Origin of the sequence: Shewanella canadensis (genome assembly GCF_003966225.1) — a bacterium.
Taxonomy (GTDB): domain Bacteria; phylum Pseudomonadota; class Gammaproteobacteria; order Enterobacterales; family Shewanellaceae; genus Shewanella; species Shewanella canadensis.
The window spans coordinates 561,968-588,344 of sequence record NZ_RXNU01000002.1; the positions used below are offsets into that span (position 1 = coordinate 561,968).

Sequence of the window (26,377 nt, forward strand, 5' to 3'; positions counted from 1 at the left end):
AATAAGATACCATTTCGCCGGGTCCATATTAGACTCTTGCCCATGGTTCGACGAAGGAAGCTGGGCCATGTAAAGAATGGTCGCTAACTTCAGAACAACGTAGAACTCCGCCCTTCATAGCAGTTGTTCCAAACTGTAAATAAATCAGTCTAGATAGGACCAATCGCCAAAAAACTGAGTTATGCTAAACCAGCCTTAGCACAAGGGAAGCAGAATGACCGAGCAGATTGTTCAACTCAAAGGGGTTAGCAAAGAGTTTATCGATGGCGGGCAACACCACCGGGTGCTCGATAACCTCGACCTGACGCTGAGAAAGGGCGATACCATAGCCCTCACAGGTGCCAGTGGTAGCGGCAAGAGTACCCTACTCAACCTGATAGCAGGTTTCGAATATCCCAACTCGGGTGAAGTGATTTTACTCGATGACAATACGGCAGCATGGAAAGACCATCGCTGGAGTCAATTTCGTCATCAACAACTGGGTGTCGTGTTCCAGCAATTTAACCTGCTAACACCGCTTAACGTCAGAGATAACATCGCCTTCCCCTTAAGAATGAACCGTAAACCCTGGAGCCCTTGGTGCGATAACCTCGTCGATTGTTTGGGGTTAACTTCTCTACTGAATCGACACGTCGATGCCCTATCCGGTGGTCAACAGCAACGTGTTGCTATCGCCAGAGCCCTGGCCCACCAACCCGCACTACTGCTAGCCGATGAGCCCACGGGAAATCTGGATCAGAGCGCCAGCCTGGAGGTGATGTCACTGCTAAAAACCTTAGCGAGCGAACAGCAAACCACAGTGCTTATGGTCACCCACTCTCTCGAGTGCGCCAGTTTCATGGAGAGACGCTGGCATCTGGAGTTGGGACGTATCCATGAATAGGCAACTGCTATTGAGTTGCAGGCTATGCTTATCGACCTTCAGTGCACACTATCGCCAATCCCCGCTGCAGGCGGGCTCGATATTAATTGGCATAATACTCGCGGTCACGCTGCTCATCGGTGTTCGTGCCACTAACGAAAGTGCCATCGCCAGTTATAGCGATGTCACAGAACTGTTGAGTCAGCAGGCCCATTACTCAATAGTCCCAATCGTTGGCAGCAAACGGCTCGATGAATCGCTCTATTTTGATCTCAGAACTCAGGGGTTCAGTAACGCCCTTGCGGTAGTTCAGGGGATATTGACCGACCAGGACAATCGCCGCTGGTTGGTGCAGGGGAGCGATCTTATTGCGGCGCTCACCGCGCTATCAAGCAATGTTAAACACGAAAATAAAACTAATAGTAAAACCAATAGCAGTAAATCGAATCACACCGAAGCGGACCTTCAAGCTTCCCGGCCGACTCTACTGAAAAACGAACTCCCACTTGCAGCCCTGATAGGCGGCGCCCCCATGGTGCTGATGAGTCAAGATCAGGCTAAGCAGTTCACCACAGAAAACCCATTTACGCTAAACGGCGTGATGCTTGAGGTGATTGGCGTAGATGATACGATGAACCTGGGCAACCGCCTGCTGATGGATATATCTCTGGCTCAGACGATATTGGGTCGCCAGGGAAGTCTGAGTTACATTGCACTTTTTGGCGATATCACAAAACAGAGAGGGCTGATAGAAGCACTCATCGAAGGCCATGGGGAGCTGAACGAGCGCGATGGCGGAGAGAGCATGACGGCCCTGACCGACAGCTTTCATCTTAATCTCAGTGCCATGAGCCTGCTGGCCTTCGTTGTGGGCCTATTTATCGCCTATAACGGTGTACGTTATAGCCTGTTAAAAAGACAGAGGTTGCTCACTCAGTTGCAACAACAGGGCATCGCCAAGGCCCCCTTGATGCAGGCACTTTGCTTCGAGCTGATGCTACTGGTGATAGTGGGCTCGGTGCTGGGGTTTGTTTTAGGCTTACAGCTCAGCCACTGGTTACAACCTATGGTGTCTGTCACCCTCGAGCAGCTATATGGCGCCAATATCTTACCGGGCAGATGGCAGTGGAGCTGGCTACTGCAAGCTATGCTGCTGACTTTTATCGCCGCCCTGCTCGCCTGTGCTTCATTGCTTATCGATCTCATCAGGCAACCTTTAGGGCGTAACAGTAACGCGTTCTGCCGGGTAAGAAGCGCCGCAAAGACGCAGAAGATTCAAATTATCACAGCGTCATTATTGGCTCTCTTTGCGGCGATATTGATGCCACTTAGCCAGGATTATCGTGTGACCATGTCACTGTTGGGGTTAGTGGTTATCGCTATTCCTCTGTCGCTGCCATGGTGTCTTGCTCGGCTGGTCTCCTGGCTTAACCTGATAGCACCCAAGGGGCTTATCGGCTATCAGATTGCCGAAACAAAAGAGTTACTCCCGCCACTCTCCCTCGCCATGATGGCCATGTTACTGGCCCTAACCGCCAATATATCGATGAACACCTTAGTCGGCAGTTTCGAGCTTACCCTCAAGAACTGGTTGGATGCGAGACTCCATGCCGAACTTTACCTCAGGCCCGGTGATACACAGATGCAGGAGGTGATCGCCGACCTCGAAGACAACCCTAAAATCGACTCAGTCTATAAACAGTGGAACCTGTTAAGTAAGGTCTCAAACCACCCCACCTATCTGCTGACTCGAGATCCGGTATCGATTAAACGCACCACAGTGCTAAAAAGCGCAATCGATGATCTGTGGCCGGACTTTTTTGCCGGTAAACACTTGCTGATGAGCGAGCCTTTGGCACTCAAACTTGGACTGGAGTTAGGGGATTGGGTCACCATTGCGGCACTGGATGATGCGAGCTTTACTCTGGGAGGGATCTATTTTGATTACGGTAATCCCTATGGCGAGATAATCCTGGCGCCTGTGATATGGCAAAATTCAGGTTTTAGCGACACGCCGACCAGCCTGGGATTGGCTACCAGTGAAGATATCGACACTCTGAAACTCGAGCTACAGCAGAGGTTCTCCCTCAGTGATAGCCAGATCTACAGTCAGGAGAGAATAAAGCGGCAGGCGATCGCCATGTTTAAACGCACCTTCTCCATCACTCAAGTGCTCAATAGTCTCACCCTACTTGTCGCTGCCGTAGGTCTGTTCAGTGCCAGCTTTTTACTTACCCAGGCACGTATGGCTCCGATGGCGAGACTCTACTGTCTGGGTGTATCCAGACGCCAATTAGGTTTTATGGTCTTTAGCCAGATGTGGCTCATCGTGCTGTTAACTTGTCTGGTCGCCCTACCGACGGGAGCGATACTCGGTTACCTGCTTATTAATAAGATCACCCTGCAGGCATTTGGTTGGACGATCCATATGGTGTGGGATTGGCATGCCTACGGCCAAGTGGTATTGCTTGCACTATTGGCAACGACCATCGCCATCGCTCTCCCCCTCTTTAAACTGATCCGTAAACCTCTGATCTCGAGTCTACAGAGTGACCTGTTATGATATCTCTACCCACGCGACCTATATCAAGCGTATTGGCGATCTTCAACCCAAGGCTCTTAGTGTTAGCTATCTTCACCTCCGCACTCCTGCTGGCGGCATGCTCAGAGCCGAAATCATCGAACAGTGAAGGGATAGATACACAATCGATGGGGGACCTGCTGGGCAATAAGAGTGAAGGCTTTACGCCTGTGTTACCTGGCAGGAGCATGACTTTCCCCGCCGATCATCTGGCCCATGAAGGATTTCGGCAGGAGTGGTGGTATCTGACCGCCAACCTGAAGACTGAGCAAGGAAAGCCATTGGGGCTGCAATGGACCCAATTTAGAATAGCGCTGAGTCCTCCCAAAAATGGATCTGAAGCTAATGACGACAACAGAGGCTGGGCGACAGAACAGCTCTATATGGCTCACAGCGCCGTCACTACCGAAACCAGCCATCTCGCCAGCGAGCGCTGGTCCAGAGCGCATCCGCAACTTGCGGGTGTGGACAGTTATCCCCTTACGGTTAAGCTTGATAACTGGCAGTGGCAGTCTCAGGGAGCAGATCTTTTCCCTGCCAGCCTGACGGTGAGTGATAACAAGTTTGCCTATCGACTCACACTTTCCAGCCACTCCCCCTATCAGCTTCAGGGAGAGAAAGGTTTTAGCATCAAGAGCCTTGATGGTTCGGTGGCATCTTACTACTACAGCCAGCCGTTTATTGAAGTTGAAGGCTGGGTTACTCCCAAGAAAAATAGTAAGGGTGAAGGAGATAGTGAGAGACAAAAGGTCAGTGGCAAGGCGTGGTTAGACAGGGAGTGGAGTTCGCAGTTTCTCAATCGTTCTCAACAAGGCTGGGATTGGTTCTCCCTCAGGCTGGATGATGGCTCGGCGTTGATGTTATTCCAGCTCAGAGGTGAGCAGAACTTCTACAGTGGCAGACGTATGTTCGCAAACGGTAGTGGCCATAATATTGAGTCAGGGATGATACAGATGACCGCCATCGACTGGCACCGGATAGGCGATAATCATTATCCTGTTAGCTGGAAGATAGCGATCCCATCCGAGCAGATTGAGATCACGACCCACTCGTTAAATCCCAATGCCAATATGCCCCTCAGCGTCAGTTACTGGGAGGGACCCATTAAGATTCAGGGTAGCCACGGCGGCGAGGGCTACATGGAGCTCACCGGCTATTAATCGAATGATAAAATAGAGCCAGATTGAAGAGAAAATTGGAAACTCACCTTAATCTCTTCCCCAAAGGTATACCACAGTAGTGGTAGTGAGTCTCGTCCGAAGTTGATAATAATTCTCAATACGATTTATTCTTTCTCGCCAGTGGGTTAATAGTCGATCAAGGTTATATATCCCAGCCTAAATAAGGCCTTTCTGAAACAAATATCGATTCTTAAATCTGCGACATCGATCACACATAAAAAGATGATCTCGATCTACTAATACCCCTAATACCTCTTGTTAGGTATACCCACATTTTTTATGAGGTCTAGACTCGATACTAACTTTGGCAGGTAGCTCTCCTAAAGCTTTCCCCCCCCATAGCGCTACCTGCCACTTCTTCGATTAAGGGTAAAGCAAGAGATGAGTCAGGAATACCATATCACCAGCTTAGTCGTGCATGCCGTACCGAAATCGGTGTCACAGGTTGAAACCAATATTCGAGCGCTGGCCGGTGCCGATATCCATGCAGTTACCGATGAAGGCAAGTTTGTTGTCACCCTCGAAGGTGAAACACAAGGCGCTATACTGGATAACGTCGAAGCTATTAATGCTCTCGAAGGGGTATTAAACACGAGTCTGATTTACCATCAAGTCGATCCAACAGAAGAAAGTTAAAATACGTACCGAGTACCTAAAATAAAATTGATTTATCAATAATTTGCAACAATATAAAAAAGAGTGAGGAACACCATGAGCATTAGCCGTCGCGAGTTTCTGAAAGCCAACGCTGCAGTTGCCGCTGCAACCACAGTTGGTGTCACTCTGCCAGTGAAGATAGTCGAAGCCGCTGAGCAGAAGGACAACATTAAGTGGGATAAAGCACCTTGCCGTTTTTGTGGCGTAGGGTGTAGCGTTCTGGTTGGTACCAATAATGGCAAAGTCGTTGCCACTAAAGGTGACCCGGAAAGCCCTGTCAATAAAGGCCTGAACTGTATTAAAGGCTACTTCCTGTCGAAAATCATGTACGGAAAGGATCGTCTGACGACACCGCTTCTACGCATGACAGATGGTAAGTACGATAAAGAAGGTGAGTTTACCCCAGTTAGTTGGGATACCGCGTTCGATACCATGGCCGAGAAGTGGAAACACACACTCAAGACTAAAGGACCGACCGCTGTCGGTATGTTTGGTTCGGGTCAGTGGACAGTGTGGGAAGGCTACGCGGCCTCTAAACTGCACAAGGCTGGTTTCCTCACTAACAACTTAGATCCGAATGCCCGTCATTGTATGGCATCTGCCGTGGGTGGCTTCATGCGTACCTTCGGTATCGATGAGCCAATGGGTTGTTACGACGACTTAGAAGCTGCTGACCATTTCGTCCTTTGGGGCGCTAACATGGCAGAGATGCACCCAATCCTATGGGCACGTTTATCTGATCGCCGTTTAAGCAGCCCGGATAGTCGTGTACATGTACTTTCGACATTTGAAAACCGTAGCTTTGACTTAGCCGATAACCCAATGGTTTTCCGCCCACAGACCGATCTGGTGCTCCTTAACTACATTGCTAACTACATCATTCAAAACGATGCGGTTAACAAAGAGTTCGTTAATAAGCACACTAAGTTTGTACTGGGTACGACAGATATCGGTTATGGCCTGCGTCCAGAGCATCCATTAGAGCAGAAGGCAAAGAACCCGGGCAAAGGCTCATCCACGCCTATCAGCTTCGATGAATACGCTAAGTTCGTTAGCACCTATACCCTCGAATACGCCGCAGAGATGAGTGGTGTAGAGCCTGAAAAACTTGAGCTGATGGCAAAGGCCTATGCCGATCCATCGATCAAAGTAATGAGCCTATGGACCATGGGTATTAACCAGCACACTCGTGGTGTCTGGGCAAACAACATGCTCTATAACATCCACTTGCTCACCGGTAAGATTGCCACTCCGGGTAACAGCCCATTCTCATTAACGGGTCAACCATCGGCTTGTGGTACCGCACGTGAAGTGGGTACTTTTGCTCACCGTCTGCCTGCCGATATGGTAGTGAAGAATCCTAAGCACAGAGCAATATCTGAAAAACTATGGCAACTCCCGGAAGGGGCGATTCCACCTAAACCTGGTTACCACGCAGTCCTGCAGAGCCGCATGCTTAAAGATGGCAAGCTAAACTGCTACTGGACCATGTGTACTAACAACGTCCAGGCAGGTCCAAACATTAACGAAGAGATCTTACCTGGCTTCCGTAATCCAGAAAACTTCATCGTTGTGTCGGATCCATATCCAACGGTTTCAGCTATGGCTGCCGACCTTATTCTTCCTACAGCAATGTGGGTCGAGAAAGAGGGGGCTTACGGTAACGCCGAGCGTCGTACGCACATGTGGCATCAACAGGTTAAACCACCTGAAGGGGCTAAGTCTGATCTATGGCAATTAGTTGAGTTCTCTAAGCGCTTCAAAGTCTCTGAAGTCTGGCCTGCCGAACTTATCGCTAAGAAGCCTGAATACGCCGATAAGACACTCTATGATGTGCTTTATGCTAACGGCGTCGTCGATAAGTTCCCTACGTCTGACTGTAAAGCCGATCTTAATGATGAGTCTGAAGCCTTTGGTTTCTACCTGCAAAAAGGACTGTTCGAAGAGTATGCTCAGTTCGGTCGTGGACACGCTCACGATCTGGCCGACTTCGATACTTACCATGAGACTCGTGGCCTTCGCTGGCCGGTTGTCGATGGTAAAGAAACTCTACGTCGCTTCTCGAAGGGTGATCCCTACCTGAAGGCGGGTGAAGAGTTTAACTTCTATGGTAAGCCTGATGGTAAAGCGGTTATCTTCGCACTGCCATATGAGCCAGCAGCCGAAGAGCCAAACGAAGAGTTTGATCTTTGGTTATCGACCGGTCGTGTACTCGAGCACTGGCATACAGGTTCGATGACGGCTCGTGTACCTGAGCTCTATCGCGCCTACCCTGATGCACAGATATTCCTTCATCCTGAAGATGCGAAGGCCCGTGGCCTTAAGCGTGGTGATGAAGTCGTTGTCGCCTCACCTCGCGGTGAAGTGAAGACTCGTGTTGAAACTAAAGGCCGGAACAAGCCGCCAAGAGGCGTGGCATTTATGCCATTCTTCGACGCACGCCAACTGGTCAACAAGTTGTTACTGGACGCCACCGATCCTCTCTCGAAAGAGACAGATTTCAAGAAGTGCCCAGTCAAAGTAATGAAGGCTTAACTCTTTTAACTGAAGATTTTAAGCAAAATTGCTTGAGCTAAGACATTGATAAGAAGGTTGTAAAAGGTCATGAGTAAGGTGAAACACACTAAATCAAATCCACGGGACGTTAACCGTCGCCAGTTTTTAGCCTCTACGGCTAAGGCGGGTTGTGTGATGGGTTTAGTGGGGCTGGGGATCACAGCAACGGCGACACAATCGCGACAGCTGGATCCTTTAGCGATCCGACCTCCTGGCGCCTTAGGCGAGGATGATTTTCTCTCGGCTTGTGTTCGTTGTGGTTTATGTGTCGAGGCTTGTCCCTACGACACCCTTAAACTGGCGCGCTGGTTCGATGGCGCAGCAACGGGCACACCCTATTTTACGGCGCGTAGCATCCCTTGTGAGATGTGCGAAGATATTCCCTGTGTAAAGGTGTGCCCATCGGGTTCACTCGATCATGGTCTCGAAGATATTGAAGAGGCAAAAATGGGTATCGCCGTATTAATCGATGAGAAAAACTGCCTTAACTTCAAAGGGCTTAGATGCGACGTCTGTTATCGAGTTTGTCCGTTAATCGACGATGCCATCACCCTGGAGCGGCAACATAACCAACGCAGCGACCATCACGCCATGTTCCTGCCTACAGTCAACAGCGACACCTGTACCGGCTGTGGTAAGTGTGAACATGTGTGTGTACTCGAAGAGTCTGCGATTAGGATATTGCCGGCACATATCGCCCTAGGAAAAACGGCTGAACACGATACTTATATCAACACAGAAGAGACCACACTCGAGATGTTAAACAAGGGCCTATCACTATGACCAAAAGCACAGTGAAAAAAGAGGCTATAACCGATGCAATGAACGAATCCTCTAATACAGGATTCGCTCAGGCGGCGATCGACGAGCTGGGATGGTGGCGTGCTCACAAATTCCTGTTTCTCAGACGTGCCAGCCAGCTAAGTGTATTAACCTTGTTTGCCATTGGCCCCTGGTTCGGCTTATGGCTCCTCAAAGGAAACCTCTCCTCCAGCGAGTTGCTCGGAACTGTGCCATTGTCGGATCCACTTGTGACACTGCAAGTCTTGATGACGGGCCATATTCCCGAGTTAACCCTGCTTTTAGGTGCCCTCTTTATCACAGTATTTTATGTGATAGCGGGTGGCCGGGTGTTCTGCAGCTGGGTGTGCCCTGTCAATCTGGTCACCGACAGCGCAAGCTGGTTAAGACGTAAACTGAATTTGCCTCGTTTAGGCGAGATGCCAAGAAATTTACGTTACTACCTGCTGGGTCTGGTTATTGTGTTACCTCTGCTAACAGGCATCACCGTTTGGGAATGGGTCAATCCGGTTCCGATACTCTACCGCGCCGTGTTATTCGGTGCCGGTAGCGGGCTGTGGATCTTGTTGGCTATCTTCCAGCTCGACCTGTTTATCAGCGAGCGTGGATGGTGTGGGCACCTGTGCCCCACTGGTGCTATGTTTGCCCTATTTGGCAAGCTCAGCCCGGTGAAAGTATCGGCCGTTAACGCCAAGGCCTGTGATAACTGTATGGATTGTTTCGATGTTTGCCCCGAGAGACAGGTGCTAAAACCTGCGCTTAAAGGGAAACAGATGATGATAACCGACAGTGATTGCACTCAATGTGGCCGCTGTATCGATGTCTGCGCCCAACGCGTTTTCCAGTATCAAAATAGAATTGCCCTAAAGGCGGAGAACAACCAATGAAGAAAGTACTCACTATAGCCGCGCTCGTCATGGCGCTTAGTGCCTGCTCTGGCCAGCAAGCAAACACTCAAGCGGAGCCGGTAAATGTCAGCTCACTTGGCAAGTCTGAGATCACCGATGTTCGTGTTGCCGATGCAATGCCTACGTATCCAAGGCGTGGCGCATCGATCGAGCGTGGCTTTGTCCACCAGCCACCTCTGATCCCACATAAGGCTGAATACGCCATCACAACCAAGAAAAATAAGTGTTTAAGCTGCCACTTCCCGGCCAAAATGAAAGCGACCCCTATCGATAAGTCGCACCTGTTGGCTACGGGTAAGCTAAATAACATCTATTACAACTGCTCTCAGTGTCACGTACCACAGGCCGAGAACAAACAGCAGCTAGTAGAGAACGACTTCTCGAATCAGTAAATGCTGAGTTGCGAGTTACGAACAAAAAGATATAAACAAAAAAACCACCTCGATTGAGGTGGTTTTTTATTGCTAGCTCAACCCGGAACTAGTCACAAACGACACGGTTTCGTCCCAGCTCTTTCGCCCGATACAGGCGGCGATCGGCAGTTCGATAGAGTGACTGCATCAAGCTGCCGGACTCGGGCCACTGCGCAATACCTATACTCGCCGTCGTCGATACCTTATGCTCACCCACACTCACAGCAGATCCTTCAATTACTTGCTGTAATCTTTGCGCGATCTCTTGGACTGATGCGTGATTGGTATCGGGCAGGAGCAAGCAAAACTCCTCCCCTCCGACCCGAAAGCCCCAGTCATTCTCTCCAATTGTCTGCTTTATCAGTTCGGCCACCCGCACCAGCACCTTATCACCGACCTCATGGCCATAGCTGTCGTTGACACTCTTAAAATGATCCAGATCGATGAGCAACATAAACAGAGAGGAGTCGGAGCTACTCTCATTCTGGGTTATCTGCTCAAACACAGACTCTAAATGCAACCGGTTATAGAGCCCGGTCAGGGGATCTCTTGCGGCCATATTCTGCAGCCGCTCCACCACCTCTTCCCGTTTAGATTCATATACGTGTGCCACGCCCCATATAGCTGCGGCACACAGGCCATAGTTTGCCATTGCCACCAGATGTATGTTGGGGTCATTTAGCCACAGACGCCAGCCTAATATACTCAGTCCTAATGACACATAACAAAGGGTGACAGCTTGACCGCTGCGACGACCAAGCAATAGATAGGAGAGGATGGGAAAAACAAAAATCCAGGCAAACAGACCCGAGCGGAAACTGGCGAACGAAATACCGAGTAAGATGACGCCATAGAAGGCAAAGAGGAACAGCAGAGTCCAGCGATGAAGATACTGAGTCGTGCGAACGACACTTAATATCCCCAATGAAAGTAGCGCAAGTATTAACTCGGTCAGGGCATAGGATTTCAGTCCTATTAACCAATTGAAGAGAGTGAAAATACTTGCGGCAGCGGCAATAACGATAAGGGTAACCCGAAATGCGGAACGTCGATATTCGAGCTCCTCAGACCACAATTTTAACACTTCCATACACCTTTAATTCACGAATTTAATAACTCTAGCAGAATGGTATCCCTTAAGGTACATCGGCCGATAAAAATATCTATCTAATAATTACTTACCTGAGTACTCACTCGCCAGGAACAAGAAAGCGAAGCTAACCTTTGACGCCGGTCAATTATTATTCAAACTTGATATCTTTATCTATAATTATTGACTATAGATCAAGAGATAAAGGCTAATACCAACTGGTATAAAGATGTCTTTCTTATACCGATGGGTATAAATCCAGTTCAAAGGGAGAGGATGTGGCATCGCAGGGACTCAGCAGTGAACAGGCACAAGCTCTATTGACAGAGTATGGCGAAAATTGTCTGCCAAAACCGTCAAGAAATAGCTTTGCCCGACTCTTTATCATCCAGTTTCGTAGCGCATTTATCTATGTCCTGCTGGTGGCCGTTGTCGTGTGCCTGATACTCGGCCAGCTTATCAATGCCTTTTTTATCTCTGTGGTGCTACTGCTCAATGCGCTGATTGGCACCATTCAGGAGTATTCTGCCCAGCAGGCTGCCGATGCCCTCGCCGATATGGTGCCCCAACAGAGTCGGGTTATTCGCGATGGCCATCCGGTTGTCGTCGATAGCCACTCTCTGGTGCCGGGCGATTGGGTCATGCTCAGTAGTGGAGACCGTATAGGGGCCGACATTGATCTGAGGCAATCCAGCCAGTTTCAAGTCGATGAGTCAGCCCTCACGGGTGAGTCCACTTCTGTCAGCAATAAGGAACAAGCCTTTGCCGGCACGCTGGTGACCCACGGCCGTGCGGAGGGTGAAGTGATCGCTACCGGAGTCAACACTCAGATAGGACAGATAGCCAAATTAGTCCATCAGGGCGTCGATACCAAGCCGCCATTAATGCAGAGAATCGATCAGTTTACCCTGCGTATAGCCATTGCCATAGTGATCATCATAGCGCTGATATTTAGTCTGACACTCATACGAGGCGCCGATCTGTCCGATGTGTTCTTGTTAGGGGTCGCATTAGCCGTCTCAGCCATTCCCGAAGGTTTACCTGCGGCGATTACTGTAGCCCTGGCTATAGGAATGAAACGCATGGCGAAAGCCAACGTGATCGTACGTAAGTTGGTTGCCGTTGAGTCTCTGGGTTCCTGCACCTTTATCGCCTCAGATAAAACCGGCACCTTGACGGTCAACGAGATGACCATAGGTCAGATCTGGCTTGCCAACGAACATAAATACCACGTTGCAGGAGAGGGGTTAGCCCAAAATGGCTTAGTGCATCGTCACGGACATGGAGTTCCCGTCACGGTGGAGGAGGAGATAGGACTAAAGCAATTAGCCCTGGTTGGGCAACTCGCGAATGAGGCACACCTGGTTTACGAAGAGGACAAGATCCATGCCGATGGAGACGGCGTCGATCTGGCCTTCCTTGTATTAGGACACAAGCTCAGGCTAACGGCCGAAGTTGAAAATCATACACAGTTAGCCCTCTTCCCCTACGAGTCCGAAAAAGGATTCAGTGCCAGCGTCAATGAAAGTAAACAAGGTACACTGATTGCCGTGAAAGGGGCGGTGGAGAAGGTCATGCCCATGTGTAACCTGACCGAAGAGATGAATCAGAAGATCCTGGATCAGACACACTGGATGGCCAGACATGGGTACCGGGTACTCGCATTGGCTCATGGGGCCGGGACTGCGGAAAGTGACGAGTTCACCGGGCTCGAATTTCTTGGCCTGGTCGCCATGAGCGATCCTCTCAGACACGATGCCATAGAAGCCGTGGCATCGTGTCACCAAGCACAAATAAAGGTCGCGATGATAACTGGCGATCATCCCGTCACCGCGCTGACCTTATCTCAGCAACTTAAAATAGTCAGCGAGCATGATAAGGCGGTAACGGGCAGTGAACTCAGCCAGGCGATGGCTCTTAGTGAAAGTGAATTCGATAGACTAGTGGCAAGTCACAGAGTGTTTGCCAGGGTCAAACCCGAACAAAAAATGGAAATTACTCAATCACTTATCAGACAGGGAGAGTTTGTCGCCATGACCGGAGATGGCGTCAATGATGCCCCTGCATTGAAACACGCTCATGTCGGTATTTCGATGGGACTGAGGGGCACCGACGTTGCCAGGGAAAGCTCCTCATTAGTGTTAACCGATGATAACTTCAGCTCCATCGTTAAGGGGGTCATCGAAGGTCGGATCGTGTACAACAATATCCGAAAGGTTATTTTCTTGCTGGTCAGTACCGGCGCTGCGGAAATATTTCTCTTCATCCTAAGCGTACTCTTTGCCTTACCCATCCCCTTGTTTCCACTGCAGATCCTCTGGCTGAATTTAGTGACAAATGGGGTTCAGGATGTTGCATTGGCTTTCGAACCCGCAGAGGGTAATGAGTTTTCTCAACCGCCGCGAGCCCCTAAGGAACCCATCTTCGATCGACTCATGCTGGAAAGGGTCTGTATCAGCGCTCTGGTCATGGGGTTAATCGCCTTCGGCCTGTTTGCAATATCACTCCAGATGGGGGTTAGCGAGGAGGCCGCCCGAAACCTGACCTTAATGTTGATGGTGCTATTTGAAAATGTACATGCGCTCAACAGCCGCTCCGAACATAGGTCACTACTGGTCGTCCCCTTCTTCAGCAATCCAATATTACTGGTGGGTATTATTGTGGCTCAGGGGATCCATATTGGCGCCATGTATACACCAGGCCTGAGCGATGCGCTACAGCTCAGTCCCATCAGTTTTTCCCATTGGTTGATTTTACTGGCCACCGCCTCAGTGCTTTTCATCGTGGATGAGGTGCACAAGAAGCGGTGGCGGATGAGGGCTAGTCTGAACTTAGCGGTGCCAGTAACTGATCATCGGCCGGAATAACCAGAACATTGCTGCGGATCCGGCAGAGAATGGACTCAGCCATATTACCAATAACATAGCCCAAGATGCCTTGGCGCTGACGGGCTCCAAGCACTAGGTAACGGATATTCAAACGACAAGAGAGTTCATAAAGACAGATATCGGGATCGCCGGCGATGATGTGAATACATTCAGGATCCATATTCAGCTTGGCCAACTGTTGCTTATGTTCCTGGTAGGCATCTTTAACTAATGTAGTGGTATTGATCAGGTCCATATCCCGCAACACCCTGGGTACTCTGATCACAAAAGCAAGGTGCAACTTACTACCGGTCGCTTTGGCTAATGCCTTGCCGTGACTGATAACGGCCTGATTGAGCTGCTGTTTAAGCACATTATCACTACCGAGATCGACAGCCATCAATACGGCATTTCCTCTATGAAGGGGATTATCAGTCAGTAGCATAAGAGGAATTTTTACGTGGCGGATCAAATTCCAATCGACAGGAAGATAGTGATCCGCATGGTGTACCGCTTTAACCATGAGATCGAAGCCATGACGAATCGAGTGATGACAGGCATGTTCGTGCAGATCTTTACTCCATACTGTGTGTACGGGCATATCTTCTGCCTTCAATGTTTTCAGCTCGTCCTCGATTTTAGCCGCGCGCTCTTTCATTATTTTCTGTTGGGCGGCGGCGCCGAGGCGTGGATTATAGTATTCCGCACCACTAAAATATTCGAAGCTATATGCAAAAACTTCGGCGCGTTTATCCATCGCTCTGGCCAACTCGACCCCCGTAGCAACTGCATCCGTGTGCGCTTCCTCTCTTTGCGAAATAATAAACACCTTATCCATTGTTTTCTCCAGCCATTATTACCTAGTTTTAGCTTAGACAAACAACTGCACTTACGCCTTAGAATGGTCGCAAAAAATGATCGAGATCAAACTGACTTCCCATTGAAAATGAGGAGGAAATATTGCCAATAGACAGCTTTGTCATCTCAATATTTTTCATGCTCATCTTCGGGCGTTTACTGAGTGAGCTCTGCTGCCGTGTGGGTGTCCCAGGGGTGGTTGGCGAGATGTTGGCTGGACTCATTATCGGTCCCTCGATTCTTGGGTGGGTTCATCCCCACAACACCCTCTCTGTTCTGGCTGAGCTTGGTGTTATCTTGCTGCTTTTCGATATTGGCTGTGAGACCTCAGTAAAGCGCCTCTACCACGCCAGTGGCAGATCGATCTGGGTTGCACTGGGCGGAATAGTATTCCCCGTGGTCGTAGGCGGGGCTTCGGCCGTCTACTGGCTTAACTTGCCTACATTTACGGCTCTGTTCTTTGGCTGCGCCTTAACTGCAACAAGTATCGGCATCTCGATAAGGGTGATGACTCAGGCTAATCAAGGTCAAACGCTTGCCGGCCAGGTTATTCTCGGTGCCGCGGTGGTCGATGATATTGTTGGTGTGGTATTGCTGAGCATACTGTTAAACTTTAACGCTTCAGGAACTCTGAGTCTGGTATCAGTGTTGATACTGGTCTTGAAGGTCGTTGGCTTCGTTTTCCTGGCCCCACCTATGGCCAGAGCACTTATCTACCTATTCAGAAGCGGGTATCCTCACACTAAGAGTAACGGCTATGAGGTTTTCGTGGTGATCACTCTAATCTGCCTGTTCGCTTGGCTGGCGCACTGGTTCGGTGCGCCGGCATTGCTCGGTGGCTTCGCTGCCGGAATGGCACTATCCCGCCAATTTGTGTTCCCAACAAACCGATATTTACCTAACCCCTTTCCCTTTACCCAAAAGTTAGAAGTATCGGCCAAACCACTCGTGGATCTCTTCTCCCCCATATTTTTTGTCTACGTGGGGATCAGTGTCGACCTTAGCCAGTTGGACCTGACTCTATCGGGCCTGCTAGTGCTTCTTTGGCTTGCACTTATTGCCATCGTCACTAAGCTGGCCTCGGGGATGGCAGCAAAGGGTCCCTTGCGGAGAAAAATTATCATCGGCTGTGCGATGATCCCACGGGGAGAGGTCGGCCTGGTATTTGCCGAAATGGGACTACAGCTGAATATCATTCAACCTAAGCTATTTACTGAGCTGGTATTGATTATTGCCATATCGAGCATAGTCGGCCCCATACTCCTCAAGTGGGCACTCAAGGGACAAACGGTATTACACAAAAAGCCGTGATTACACACAGATAGCTCCCAATCACAAGCGCAATATTTTTATAAAAACTCAAGAAGCTATCACCGTTTTAATCTATGATGGATTGGCAAACAATCACAGTACATAGTTTCTCAGTTATAAGACATTTTTTTGTTTATGCAGCTGAAGTTGTTTAACGTTTTTATTCAAGCCGGGGTCGGCGACTGAGCATAGAAAAGAGTATAGGCAGCTGATCCCAGGCTCAAAGAGAGTGACCGATGAAACACCAAAAACATGAAGCACAGTTATTAAAGTTAGCTATGGAGATCGGCGTTGGTTACGCAAAGAAGCGTGGCTTTGCCGATTTTGATAAAGGGATCTCACCCAAAGATAAAGTTGAGTGCATCTACCGCTTACTGGTTACCGATAAACTGATCCAACCGCTGGCAAAAGATAAGGAAGATGGACCCAATATGAAGCACAAACTCATACTGTGGATTAGCCGCCAACTTCCTGAAGACCATGAACTACTAAACTAATACCAATCGGTATAAATAAGAGTTTGATTACAGTCTCTTAATAAAAGCAGCTAAGCCTCAACTTGAGGGTTAGCTGCTAAATAAAGTTCACCAATTACAACCGGAATCAGATGACTTAAGTTATTTTTTCCAACCTAACTTCTTCTCGATAGAGTCAATCATAGATGCGGCGACATCAATTCCTGTTGCAGCTTCAATACCTTCCAACCCTGGTGACGAGTTAATCTCTAATAGTAATGGTCCCTTACTGGAACGAATAATATCGACACCCGCAACCTGAAGACCCATGGTTTTAGCCGCCTTAATGGCCAACTTTTTCTCTTCCGGAGTCACCTGCACAATAGAAGCCGTTCCCCCCTGATGAATATTCGCTCTGAACTCACCCGGAGCCGCCGTACGCTCTATCGAAGCAACAATCTTACCGTCAATCACAAAACAGCGTAGATCTTTCCCTTGTGCTTCCTTGATAAACTCCTGCACCAATAAGTTCGCTTTTAGCGACTTAAACGCATTGATCACACTCTCGGCGGCCTTTCTGGTTTCAGCCAGCACAACCCCTTTTCCCTGCGTCCCTTCAAGCAACTTAACAATCAGAGGCGCACCACCAACCATATCGATAAGATCGGTTGTATCGGCCGGCGAATTAGCAAAACCGCTCGTCGGAATATCCAGGTTGTTCTTCTGCAGTAACTGAAGAGAAAACAACTTATCCCGGGATTGAGTGATCGCTTCCGAGTTATTGAGCGCCATCACACCAAGACTTTCAAAGTGGCGAGTCAGGGCACAACCATAAAAAGTCATACTGGGACGAATTCTGGGGATCACGGCATCGAGATCATTCAGAATACGTCCACCGCGATAGTGTACCTCAGGCTCAGAAGCATCCAACTTCATATAACACTGTTTAACATTGAGAAAGTACATTTCATGGCCGCGTTGCTGACCCGCTTCCATAATGCGTTTATTACTATATAAATCCGGGTTACTCGCCAGTAAGCCTATCTTCAAACCACTACTGGGAACAACAAGCTTGCCATAGAATTCATCCACTTGCTCGGCAGACATTTCGCCTAAACAACAAGTGGCTGAAGGATCCACTAAGATCTTTTGCCCCATAGCCTCGCGGCCCAACAGCATGCGATAACCCATATTGGCGCGGTTAGTCAGTGTCAGCTCAATCTCCCAGGATTGCTCACCCAAATGAAGCTGTTCACGTACGACGAAACGCTTCTCGGTTTCACCGTTAGAACTCTTGACCACTCGTCTGTCGATAAGCTTAGATTCACACTGTAGAGTCACTTTTCGACTGCCTTGCAGCGGATGGACTTCATAGCAGACCCAAGTGCCATCTTCACGTTTAAACGTAGAGATATTGATTGCGTGAAGCGATGATGTCTTTGCGCCTGAATCAACACGAGCCTTGACAGCCTTAATGCCCAAACCAGGTAAAGCGCACCACTCTTCACTACCGACAATGATTTTATTGCTCATTTTTTTACTACATAAATAGGTTAATTAAAGCGCAAAAATACACCTCTTTTTTTATTTCACAAAGATATAAAAACTAATGGCAAAATAATGATTCAAATCAGCAGTTTAATTGGAAATACATTAGCTACCACCAAGAAAATTCATTACTTTTCGTATTGCAAATTCCTTACCAAAAAAATCAGATAAAAAAATACCCGTCACAGGGACGGGTATTTTTACAATTAACGTAAAGAGAGTTAACAGCTCATTAACAGCCTATTTTGCTCACTCTCCTTGACGGCGCATCACTCAACAGGCGAAACAACAAACAGTAAGTCACCTTGAGAGACCTGCTGGCCATTACTGTTAAGCACTCGCTCGATGCGATACTTCTTATCTTCAGGGTACAAGATTGCATCTTGACGGTTATACCCGGCTAAAGTTAGCTGAGAGAACATCTTCATAGCCTCTGTAAGCGCTAAAGTCTGATCTGCAGTAACTATGTCGCCTTCTTTAACAAAGTCGGCTTCACCAGGCGCTGGAGAGGTATAGAAGATACCTGCACCTTGTGCCATCACCTTAAGCTCATTACTCTCACCAACGCGCAGTGACGCGGTATCGACACCTACGGTTTCTGCAGCGGCTTCCATCTCGGCGATCAGCTCAGGTACATCAAGCTCTGCCATGAAGCGCGGTAGATAGTTAGTATCGTAAACCCCTTCATTGAAGGTGCCGTCTTTCAGGATACGAGTCAGCAGTGGAATGTTGGTCGCGATCCCTTTGATCACGACACTATTAGCCAAGTAATCATGTAGCTTGTTGATCACATCTTCACGACTTTCACCACGGCAGATAATCTGAGCGATTAAGCTGTCATAGTATGGCGAGACCTCTTTACCTTCACCGGCAATAGAGATGATCTCGATATCATCACGCTCTGGCATCATATACTCAGTGATCATGCCAGGATGAGGCAACAACTGTAGAACGCCATTGTTATCTAATGCGGCTTTCTCCGCAGTAACACGCACTTCGATAGCATAACCGATTGACTGAGGCTCAAGCTTTTCAATTGAGCGGCCCGCTGCGATATCGAAACCTGCACTAACGATATCGATACCCGATGTGGCTTCCGTTACCGGATGCTCTACCTGAAGACGTGTGTTCATCTCCATAAAGTACACTTCGTTAGCATCTAAGTTATAGATGAACTCAACCGTACCCGCGCCCATGTAATCGGTAGCATTACCAAGATCAAGCGTATATTGAAGTACTTTTTCTTTAAGCTCAGCTGGCAACATAGTCGAACCAGACTCTTCAACAACTTTCTGATTGTTACGCTGCACCGAACAGTCTCGAATACCCAGAACCTTAGTGTTACCGAATTTATCACGAAGTAACTGTACTTCGATGTGACGCAGTGAAGTCACATATTTCTCAAGATAGAGATCGCCATTACCAAATGCGGCCGCCGCTTCTGTAGAAGTCTGCTGGAAAAAGCCGATCATATCAGCAGAACGTTCGACAACCTGAATACCCTTACCGCCACCGCCTTGAACCGCTTTAAGCAGCACAGGGTAACCAATTTCATTAGCAACGTTTACCGCTTGCTCTGCATTGGTCAAGATACCGTGGCTGCCGGGAACAACTGGGACACCATGAGCTTGAGAGGTCTTAATCGCGTTCGACTTGTTACCCATAGTCGTCATGCTATGCACGCTTGGTCCAACGAAGTTAACACCGTTGTTGACACAAAGTGCAGCAAACTGCGGGCTCTCGGATAGGAAACCAATCCCCGGGTGAAGCGCATCGACGTTTTCATACTCGGCAACTTTCAATACCGAGTAGGCATTGAGGTAACTTTCATCGGAGGTATTACCACCGATACAGACTAACTTGTCGTTGCCTTTCAACATCTCCGCTGGCACAGAGGTCATATCCGGATCGGATGCCACCAATACCACATCGATATCATTGTCATGGGCCTTGCGGATCAACTTAACCGCGGTACAACCACGAGCGTGAACCAAGACCTTGTTGATAGGTTTCATCAACTCACGAGGATCGTCCTGAACAATCTCTTCGTCCGCGACCATCATCTCAGGTACCAAGGTAGACAGTGCATTTGCAATAACATCTTCAACCTGAGCCGTTGGCTTAGGCATCAGAGGATCGATACTGCTTAGCTGATCGTCGATGGTGTTACTGAATGGATTCGTTACCAAGGCGTCCATCGCACCCGGTACTTTCGACAGATAGTTAGACAGTGTCGCCGTCGATGGTAGATATGCAGGCACAACCATTTGACCGGCAAACGGCATATTTGTACCTGACAGGTAGTAGGTTTGAACCAGAGGATGAGTCACGAAACTCGCCTGAGCTCCACCGGTACAATCACCAAAACCAAACATCAATACAGGCAGCTCGTTATCACGGATGAAACGCGTGATACGGTCGTTCACTACGGCCATTGAGAATAGCGCCGCCGCCCCTTCTTTTGTCTGCATACCACCGGAACTGATGAAGCAGATAACGGGAAGTTTACGCTTAGCACACTCAATCAATAGCGCGCTGAACTTCTCGGCACTCGCCATATCGAAGGCACCGGCCTGGAATGCGGTGTTAGAGACGGCAACACCGACTCGCATCTGCTTGCCGCTGTGCTCAAAATCCGCCATACCTGTGATCAAGCCACAAGGACGGATCCCTTTATCCAGTGCATCTTCGATAGACAGACGGAAACCCGGGAAGTTAAGTAAGTTGGCAGACATCTTATCGCCATTCACTTCCTCGAAATCGGTAAAGAACTTCTCGGTAATATTTTCCCATGTCATCTTACCGGTACGCTTCTCATCACGAAGTACTTTCTGGATCAAGAGATCCTGATAACCCATGGTGAGACGGTTCCAGAAATCTTTACGACGACCGATGCGTACTGGGTTGATAGCACCCGTATATTCGCTACTCTCTTTCTCGCTGTCGAAATACTCTGGCAGCAGGCGCTCGAAGAAGTAGGTCAGGATAACGAAAAGACTGTCGTTCAACTGAGGGAAGCCGACACTCTTCCACTGCTCTGTTTTAGTCAGCAGTTCGGCGCGGTTTGACTGAGACATAAAAAACTTCAGCCACTTATAGAACTTGCTCTTATCATTCGCGGTATCTTGGGTCGAAATGGCGCGATCGATAGAGTCATGCAACAGGTTATCAACCGATGCACGAGACAGACTCTTAGACATCATGGCTTCTTTAGCAATAGAGGCTAAGTTACCCACCACATTGTCATAAAGCGCATTGAAGATAAGAATGTTATAGCACTGCCAGATGAAGTCTTCACGAAGTTCATCGTGAATCACAACATCGAGAACGGTTAACTTGTTCAGCTCAGGCCAATCCGCTTGAGTCACTTCTGATGGGAGCGTCTCAAGATAGCGGATCAATCCCTTAAAGTTGTTTTCAGCATTACCTTTCCAGCGATGATACAGGGACCAACCGATATTAAATAACAGCGCCTTACGCGCTTTCTTATAATTCTCTTTTGGCTCACCTAAGATCAAACGAGTCAGCATGTTACGTTCGGTAGAAACATCATCACGCTTAGAGACGAAGTTACCCCAAAGTTTATTGAGCTCTTCATCATAGACCAGCTTATCCGGGCTTGATAACCAAGACTGGAATACTCTGTCTTGCTCTTGCTGAATACGAGCAAGTAGATCACCTTCAGGTACGCTGACCTTAGAGAGGCGACCATATTGCTCTTGAGAGATGGAGTGAATACGACTGCGAAGCGTCAAATAACGCAAATAACGATAGGCACTACCAAACAGGTTCAGGTGCATCGTTGGATTGTTTGCAACCGCAAGCTCCGCATGATGTTCAAGCGCAGCCAAATTCTTAGACGGATTAAGGAAACGTGTCAAACTACGATCATAGTGCTCACGCAGATCACCAGATTCACGAACAAACTGGACAGCTGCTTGCTCTACCGCCTCTACACTACTGATGATAGCGCGGCGCAAGTTATGCTGGCGCTCATCTTTATCAGATGGAGAGAAATCGATGATGCCGTCGATACAACCTGAGGTGTATAGCTCTTCCGGCGATACACCAACAGATTTGGCACATTCCTGCCAAGAAAGATTGTACTTACGAGCGATGCTTTGCAGACCCTGCGGCTGAATCGTATTAAAAATACCATCACGAAGTGACAACAAGATGTTGGCCGCGGCTAATGGGATCGCTCCCCCCGAATAACCGGCACCAATCACGATACCAACTGTAGGTACGTCAACATTGGCACTCTCGGCAATAGCCTTAGAGATGGTGTGCGCTTGGTTTTGGCTGTTCGCAATTTCACCGGCGTCGGCACCAGGGGTGTCGATAAGATAGATGATAGGCATCGCCAGCTCGGCGAACTTACGAATAGCTTTACACGCCTCGAGGTGATGCTCTGGCATCCAGGCACCATTACCCGTTGTACGCTCTTGCGCGATAAAACCCAGGCGGCGAGTACGGGTACCGAAATTAAGTTCGATCTCCGCACTATAAAAAGAGCCCATATGGGTTTCGGCAATTAACTTACCTTTAAGATCCGCGATGACGCGCTTTGCGCCAGGACGGTTTTTATCTAATGTAGGCTGAATAACCTTAGTCACGTAACCATCGACATCTAACAGCTCTAACTCTTTCAAGTTTGACTGGATGGTATCGTCGTCTAAGAGACCTTTAATCTCTTCGGCCAGGCTCTGTTTACTGTGCTCAGGAAACAGTGAAAAATCTTGTGCCAAGTGCTCTGCTTTTAGAAAAAGCGGATCGGCAGATTGAGCTTGAGTCATGTTTGTGGGCTTATTGTTGCTGGTCATCAATTGATCCTCTGCTTAGCCTCTAGAATTTTTTAGCCAGTAAATATAACTTTGTTATAGTGTCAAATACCATTAAACTGCACTAGACGCTTTGTTCCATTTTTGAGACAGTGATAAAAACATGCCTGATCTGAATGGTATGATGCTGTTTGCAGCGGTAGTTAGAGCCAAAGGGTTCTCACAAGCAGCCCGCGAAATAGGCATGCCAAAATCAACCATAAGTCGTAAAGTCGCTCAGCTCGAAGAGCAACTCGGAGTACGGCTATTACAACGTGATACTCGAAATTTGAGCCTCACTCAGGTCGGTGCGCTTTTTTATCAGCACTGCACCAGTATCAGGGATGAAATTGAAGCGGCCAAGGCAACAATCGAAAACACCAATAATGATGTATCTGGCTTACTTCGCATCGCCATCCCAGTCTCTTTTAGTCAGGAGATTATCGCCAATCTGTGCAGCAGTTTCATGCGCCTCTATCCTAATGTTGAGCTCGATGTGCAATTTACCGATAGTGAGGTTGGCCTTGTCGGCGAAGGCTATGATATCGCCATCAAGTATGGGCCGTTGCAATCATCCGACCTGGTTGCGCGTTTACTCTTCGAACGTCAACCAATCTTAGTTGCCAGCCCCGGCTATCTGAAAGTTAACGGGACCCCCGCAACTCCGCAAGATCTTATGAATCATAGTGGCATATTACTCGGCACTTCCCGCTCGGCCCCTATCTGGCCACTGGGAAAAGGAGCCAGAAAAACCATGGTTAACTTTAAGCGTAAAGTCCGAGTGAATAGCGCCGTCATGGTCAAGCAATTGGCTCAGGATGACTTCGGCATCGCCATGTTATCTAATTCGGTATGTAAGAATGAGCTTGCCAGCGGCGCGCTCGTGCCAATTCTGCAGGAGTGGCCGATAGAAGCCTTTAAGGTCTATGGTGTCTATTCAAGCAGACGACAACTCGCCACCAATATCAGCGTCTTCTTAGACTTCTTTACCAAACGTTTCAGCAGCCATGAATCACTGCAATCTTTAATGGTGTGACCTCTTATCATTGGGGTGTACCCATGATTTGTGATCCATGTCGATAAAACCTGACCTCGATCATATACCCGAGTAATTTACTCAGGTACTATCACCCCTCGAAATTGTTCATTTGTTGATTGAGGATAGAATTATGAGTTGTTGCGGCGCCTGTGGCGGTCAAGATACAGAGAAAAAAGCTGAAGAGTCTAAGCAAGAGGAAACATCAGCTGTACAGCAGCATACACCTGAAAAGAGTGAGTCGAACTAAGGTTTCACTGATGAGCGAAGTCAGGTGATGTCGAACATCACCTCTTTTCTCTTAGTTAAGATAATTATCCAGCTTACTCCCCCTCTATTTACATGAACAAATTCCCCCCCATTTTCCAATGCTTTATTTGCATATAGCTGTCGTGCATACTGCTATAATAAACTCATGTAATAACAGCTGGTAGCGAACCTATTACGCGCCAAATCGATGGCGCTAATACTCAGTACCGAAACCAGACATCTCCACTAACAATAATTACGCTCCGTAGAAAGGAATGAAGTCATGACTAAATCCGTGATGGCGATTGCAGCTTTAGGCGCTCTGGCCTTTAGCATCGCCTGTTCAGCCGCCTCAAATATTATGACCCCCCTGAATATTGAAGAGCTGAGACTCGAAGCGGCGAACCAGACGATACCAGATGTTGTCACTCGCTATCAGGCCTTAGTTGAGAGTCTGGACAGCAAGTACCAACAGCAAACGGACGAACTTGAAATGACCAAGATGGTCGCTCGTCAGGGTGAAAGATTATGGCAACAAGCCGTTAGAGACGTGCAATCAGGCAGTGTCGATGACAGGCCGCTCTACTGGAGTCGCCTCGCCATGCAGCGTCAATTGAAGCGCAGTCGCCCCGCATTTAACATGGCCCCCTGGCAGCAAGAGATTTTACTGAACGCCGTTGAAAAATCTTCCAGAGGATTTAGCAATGTGCAATTCTCGAATGACACCGAAGTAAAAATACTGCTAACAGGTTTCGATCCCTTCTTCCTCGATCGTAATGTCGGCCAGAGTAACCCCTCGGGCTTAGTCGCCTTGTCCTTAGATGGTTTTGAATTTTCCGCTAACGGCAAGAAAGCACAGGTTGAAACTGTGATGATACCGGTTCGTTTTGCCGATTTTGATGAGGGAATCATAGAGTCGCTGCTCACCCCTATTTACCGTGAAAACAGTGTCGATATGATTATTACTGTCAGCATGGGCCGTGATGATTTCGATCTGGAGCATTTCCCCGGCCGGAACCGAAGTGCTGCCGCGCCCGATAATTTGAATGTGCTTACCGGTGCAAATAAGCAAAAGCCAATGGCACCTTTGTTTAATCGTAAAACATTAAACGGCCCGGAATTTGTCGAGTTTTCTCTCCCTGTGGCGGCGATGCAATCGGTAAGTGGTAATTGGAAAGTCAACGATAACCATAAGGTTACTTCGGTTGCTAAAGGTGAGTTTACCGCTTCAACGCTATCTGAACTTCAGAGCGAAACTTCGGTTGAAGGCTCGGGTGGAGGCTACCTTTCCAATGAAATATCTTATCGTGCAGTACTGCTGGGACAACAGTTTAATAGCAGTATTGCAGTCGGACACATACATACCCCCAGAGTTTCAGGCCACGACCCGAAAGTTGAAGCCGAGATCATGGCGCAGGTTAAAGCTATGGTCATAGCAGGTGCAACGGCTCTATAATTAGTCATACACTTGTGGTGCTCGGTCGTCCACCGAGCACCGACTATACCTATCGGTATTAATATAGAGCCTACGAAACGAAATCAATGAAGCGAATAGATGTTTAATTTCTTAAAATCTGTAACGAATACCAGTCCGTCTCCCGATAGCGTTTCTACTCCCAAGCCGCAAACACCTGCTTGCTATAAATTTGATGCAGAACTTCACACTCGTGTCGCTCAGCAGGTGCTGGAGTGCTATCAAATAGCCGAAAAGCATCTGAATCTTCATTTTCCACGTCCGCAGATCAACTTCAAACTAAGAGGAAGAAGCGCCGGAACGGCTCACCTGCAACTCAATAAACTCAGGTTTAACCCGGTACTGCTCGCTGAAAACAGTGATATCTTTCTTAAAGAGGTGATCCCACACGAGATCTGCCACCTGCTCGCTTATCGGCTCTATGGCAAGGTAAAACCCCATGGCAAAGAGTGGCAGTCCCTGATGATAAGTGTCTTTGGAGTTCAGCCAAGTACGACCCATAGCTTGGATACTCAATCAGTTGACGGAAAAAAATTCGAGTATCACTGTGGATGTGGACCCGTAAAACTCAGTATCAGACGGCACAACAAGGTTGTGCGAGGCGAGACTCAATATAGATGTAGGCGATGCAAGAGAGAGTTAACCAGGGCAGCTTAGCTGTACAGCTAACAAATAGAGCTGATTTGAACACCGACTGCCGGTGCAGCTGA

Annotated in this window: 18 protein-coding genes and 1 pseudogene; 14 read left to right on the forward strand and 5 right to left on the reverse strand. The window is 48.4% G+C overall.

The features are described 5' to 3' along the window. Positions 1–214 precede the first annotated feature (214 nt). The 8 genes from EKG38_RS05900 (at position 215) to EKG38_RS05935 (ending at position 9,938) form a co-directional block, all read left to right on the forward strand. Positions 215–883 carry an ABC transporter ATP-binding protein gene (locus tag EKG38_RS05900; protein ID WP_126519314.1) on the forward strand — a complete coding sequence of 223 codons (669 nt, stop codon included), beginning with the start codon at positions 215–217 and terminating at the stop codon, positions 881–883. Further along, positions 876–3,425 carry an ABC transporter permease gene (locus EKG38_RS05905; RefSeq protein ID WP_126519315.1) on the forward strand — a complete coding sequence of 850 codons (2,550 nt, stop codon included), beginning with the start codon at positions 876–878 and terminating at the stop codon, positions 3,423–3,425. The genes EKG38_RS05900 and EKG38_RS05905 overlap by 8 nt, the downstream gene beginning before the upstream one ends. Then, positions 3,422–4,603 (forward strand): lipocalin-like domain-containing protein, encoded by a 1,182-nt coding sequence (locus tag EKG38_RS05910; protein ID WP_126519316.1) that lies wholly within the window; start codon positions 3,422–3,424, stop codon positions 4,601–4,603. Before EKG38_RS05905 ends, EKG38_RS05910 begins: the two co-directional genes overlap by 4 nt. A gap of 402 nt (positions 4,604–5,005) precedes the next feature. After that, positions 5,006–5,260 carry a chaperone NapD gene (locus EKG38_RS05915; protein WP_126519317.1) on the forward strand — a complete coding sequence of 85 codons (255 nt, stop codon included), beginning with the start codon at positions 5,006–5,008 and terminating at the stop codon, positions 5,258–5,260. Between the two features lie 75 nt (positions 5,261–5,335). Then, on the forward strand, positions 5,336–7,816 hold the full coding sequence (napA, locus tag EKG38_RS05920) for a nitrate reductase catalytic subunit NapA (RefSeq protein WP_126519318.1): 2,481 nt from the start codon (positions 5,336–5,338) through the stop codon (positions 7,814–7,816). A gap of 69 nt (positions 7,817–7,885) precedes the next feature. Further along, positions 7,886–8,620, forward strand: coding sequence for a ferredoxin-type protein NapG (gene napG / locus EKG38_RS05925; protein WP_126519319.1), 735 nt, complete (start codon positions 7,886–7,888; stop codon positions 8,618–8,620). Positions 8,621–8,658: 38 nt separating this feature from the next. Continuing rightward, complete coding sequence (gene napH / locus EKG38_RS05930; RefSeq protein ID WP_185826794.1) at positions 8,659–9,525, forward strand: quinol dehydrogenase ferredoxin subunit NapH; 867 nt, start codon at positions 8,659–8,661, stop codon at positions 9,523–9,525. Next, on the forward strand, positions 9,522–9,938 hold the full coding sequence (locus tag EKG38_RS05935; protein WP_126519321.1) for a nitrate reductase cytochrome c-type subunit: 417 nt from the start codon (positions 9,522–9,524) through the stop codon (positions 9,936–9,938). Before napH ends, EKG38_RS05935 begins: the two co-directional genes overlap by 4 nt. An 88-nt stretch (positions 9,939–10,026) precedes the next feature. On the opposite strand, the gene EKG38_RS05940 is transcribed toward EKG38_RS05935, so the two are convergent. Next, complete coding sequence (locus EKG38_RS05940; RefSeq protein ID WP_126519322.1) at positions 10,027–11,049, reverse strand: GGDEF domain-containing protein; 1,023 nt, start codon at positions 11,047–11,049, stop codon at positions 10,027–10,029. A 278-nt stretch (positions 11,050–11,327) separates the two neighbouring features. On the opposite strand from EKG38_RS05940, the gene EKG38_RS05945 reads away from it, so the two are divergent. Continuing rightward, entirely contained in the window at positions 11,328–13,916 is a 2,589-nt protein-coding gene (locus EKG38_RS05945) for a cation-translocating P-type ATPase (protein ID WP_126519323.1), read from the forward strand. Here the strand turns inward: EKG38_RS05945 and EKG38_RS05950 are convergent. Beyond that, entirely contained in the window at positions 13,870–14,754 is an 885-nt protein-coding gene (locus tag EKG38_RS05950; protein WP_126519324.1) for a universal stress protein, read from the reverse strand. The genes EKG38_RS05945 and EKG38_RS05950 overlap by 47 nt on opposite strands. Positions 14,755–14,876: 122 nt before the next feature. On the opposite strand from EKG38_RS05950, the gene EKG38_RS05955 reads away from it, so the two are divergent. Together EKG38_RS05955 and EKG38_RS05960 are read left to right on the forward strand one after the other, a co-directional pair. Further along, complete coding sequence (locus EKG38_RS05955) at positions 14,877–16,085, forward strand: cation:proton antiporter (RefSeq protein ID WP_126519325.1); 1,209 nt, start codon at positions 14,877–14,879, stop codon at positions 16,083–16,085. Positions 16,086–16,321: 236 nt separating this feature from the next. Further along, a complete protein-coding gene (locus EKG38_RS05960) occupies positions 16,322–16,582 on the forward strand; it encodes a DUF5062 family protein (protein ID WP_126506173.1) in 261 nt (86 codons plus the stop codon). A 120-nt stretch (positions 16,583–16,702) separates the two neighbouring features. On the opposite strand, the gene rimK is transcribed toward EKG38_RS05960, so the two are convergent. From rimK to EKG38_RS05970, 3 genes and pseudogenes are all read right to left on the reverse strand, one after another. Continuing rightward, the gene (rimK, locus tag EKG38_RS25175; RefSeq protein WP_246033106.1) at positions 16,703–17,590 is read right to left on the reverse strand and encodes a 30S ribosomal protein S6--L-glutamate ligase; all 888 of its coding nucleotides are present in this window, start codon (positions 17,588–17,590) and stop codon (positions 16,703–16,705) included. Positions 17,591–17,674: 84 nt separating this feature from the next. Next, positions 17,675–18,073: pseudogene (locus EKG38_RS25180) on the reverse strand (ATP-dependent zinc protease family protein); the annotation flags it as partial. A 284-nt stretch (positions 18,074–18,357) separates the two neighbouring features. Then, positions 18,358–22,911, reverse strand: coding sequence for an ATP-binding protein (locus EKG38_RS05970; RefSeq protein ID WP_126519327.1), 4,554 nt, complete (start codon positions 22,909–22,911; stop codon positions 18,358–18,360). Between the two features lie 121 nt (positions 22,912–23,032). Here EKG38_RS05970 and EKG38_RS05975 point away from each other — a divergent pair, with 121 nt between their 5' ends. The 3 genes from EKG38_RS05975 to EKG38_RS05985 all read left to right on the forward strand — a co-directional run bounded on the left by EKG38_RS05975 (position 23,033) and on the right by EKG38_RS05985 (position 26,324). Beyond that, the gene (locus EKG38_RS05975; RefSeq protein ID WP_126519328.1) at positions 23,033–23,944 is read left to right on the forward strand and encodes a LysR family transcriptional regulator; all 912 of its coding nucleotides are present in this window, start codon (positions 23,033–23,035) and stop codon (positions 23,942–23,944) included. 532 nt (positions 23,945–24,476) lie between these two features. Continuing rightward, on the forward strand, positions 24,477–25,649 hold the full coding sequence (locus tag EKG38_RS05980; protein ID WP_126519329.1) for a PA0049 C-terminal domain-containing protein: 1,173 nt from the start codon (positions 24,477–24,479) through the stop codon (positions 25,647–25,649). Positions 25,650–25,748: 99 nt separating this feature from the next. After that, positions 25,749–26,324 (forward strand): SprT family zinc-dependent metalloprotease, encoded by a 576-nt coding sequence (locus EKG38_RS05985; protein WP_126519330.1) that lies wholly within the window; start codon positions 25,749–25,751, stop codon positions 26,322–26,324. Positions 26,325–26,377: the final 53 nt, after the last annotated feature.

Bases quoted from the DNA above. Each gene is read 5' to 3' on its own strand.
- napH (WP_185826794.1), top strand. From the start codon at position 8,659: ATGAACGAATCCTCTAATACAGGATTCGCTCAGGCGGCGATCGACGAG.
- EKG38_RS05970 (WP_126519327.1), bottom strand. From the start codon at position 22,911: ATGACCAGCAACAATAAGCCCACAAACATGACTCAAGCTCAATCTGCC.
- EKG38_RS05905 (WP_126519315.1), top strand. From the start codon at position 876: ATGAATAGGCAACTGCTATTGAGTTGCAGGCTATGCTTATCGACCTTC.
- EKG38_RS05960 (WP_126506173.1), top strand. From the start codon at position 16,322: ATGAAACACCAAAAACATGAAGCACAGTTATTAAAGTTAGCTATGGAG.
- EKG38_RS05900 (WP_126519314.1), top strand. From the start codon at position 215: ATGACCGAGCAGATTGTTCAACTCAAAGGGGTTAGCAAAGAGTTTATC.
- EKG38_RS05910 (WP_126519316.1), top strand. From the start codon at position 3,422: ATGATATCTCTACCCACGCGACCTATATCAAGCGTATTGGCGATCTTC.
- EKG38_RS05940 (WP_126519322.1), bottom strand. From the start codon at position 11,049: ATGGAAGTGTTAAAATTGTGGTCTGAGGAGCTCGAATATCGACGTTCC.
- EKG38_RS05950 (WP_126519324.1), bottom strand. From the start codon at position 14,754: ATGGATAAGGTGTTTATTATTTCGCAAAGAGAGGAAGCGCACACGGAT.
- EKG38_RS05975 (WP_126519328.1), top strand. From the start codon at position 23,033: ATGCCTGATCTGAATGGTATGATGCTGTTTGCAGCGGTAGTTAGAGCC.
- EKG38_RS05935 (WP_126519321.1), top strand. From the start codon at position 9,522: ATGAAGAAAGTACTCACTATAGCCGCGCTCGTCATGGCGCTTAGTGCC.
- napG (WP_126519319.1), top strand. From the start codon at position 7,886: ATGAGTAAGGTGAAACACACTAAATCAAATCCACGGGACGTTAACCGT.
- napA (WP_126519318.1), top strand. From the start codon at position 5,336: ATGAGCATTAGCCGTCGCGAGTTTCTGAAAGCCAACGCTGCAGTTGCC.
- EKG38_RS05980 (WP_126519329.1), top strand. From the start codon at position 24,477: ATGACTAAATCCGTGATGGCGATTGCAGCTTTAGGCGCTCTGGCCTTT.
- EKG38_RS05915 (WP_126519317.1), top strand. From the start codon at position 5,006: ATGAGTCAGGAATACCATATCACCAGCTTAGTCGTGCATGCCGTACCG.
- EKG38_RS05985 (WP_126519330.1), top strand. From the start codon at position 25,749: ATGTTTAATTTCTTAAAATCTGTAACGAATACCAGTCCGTCTCCCGAT.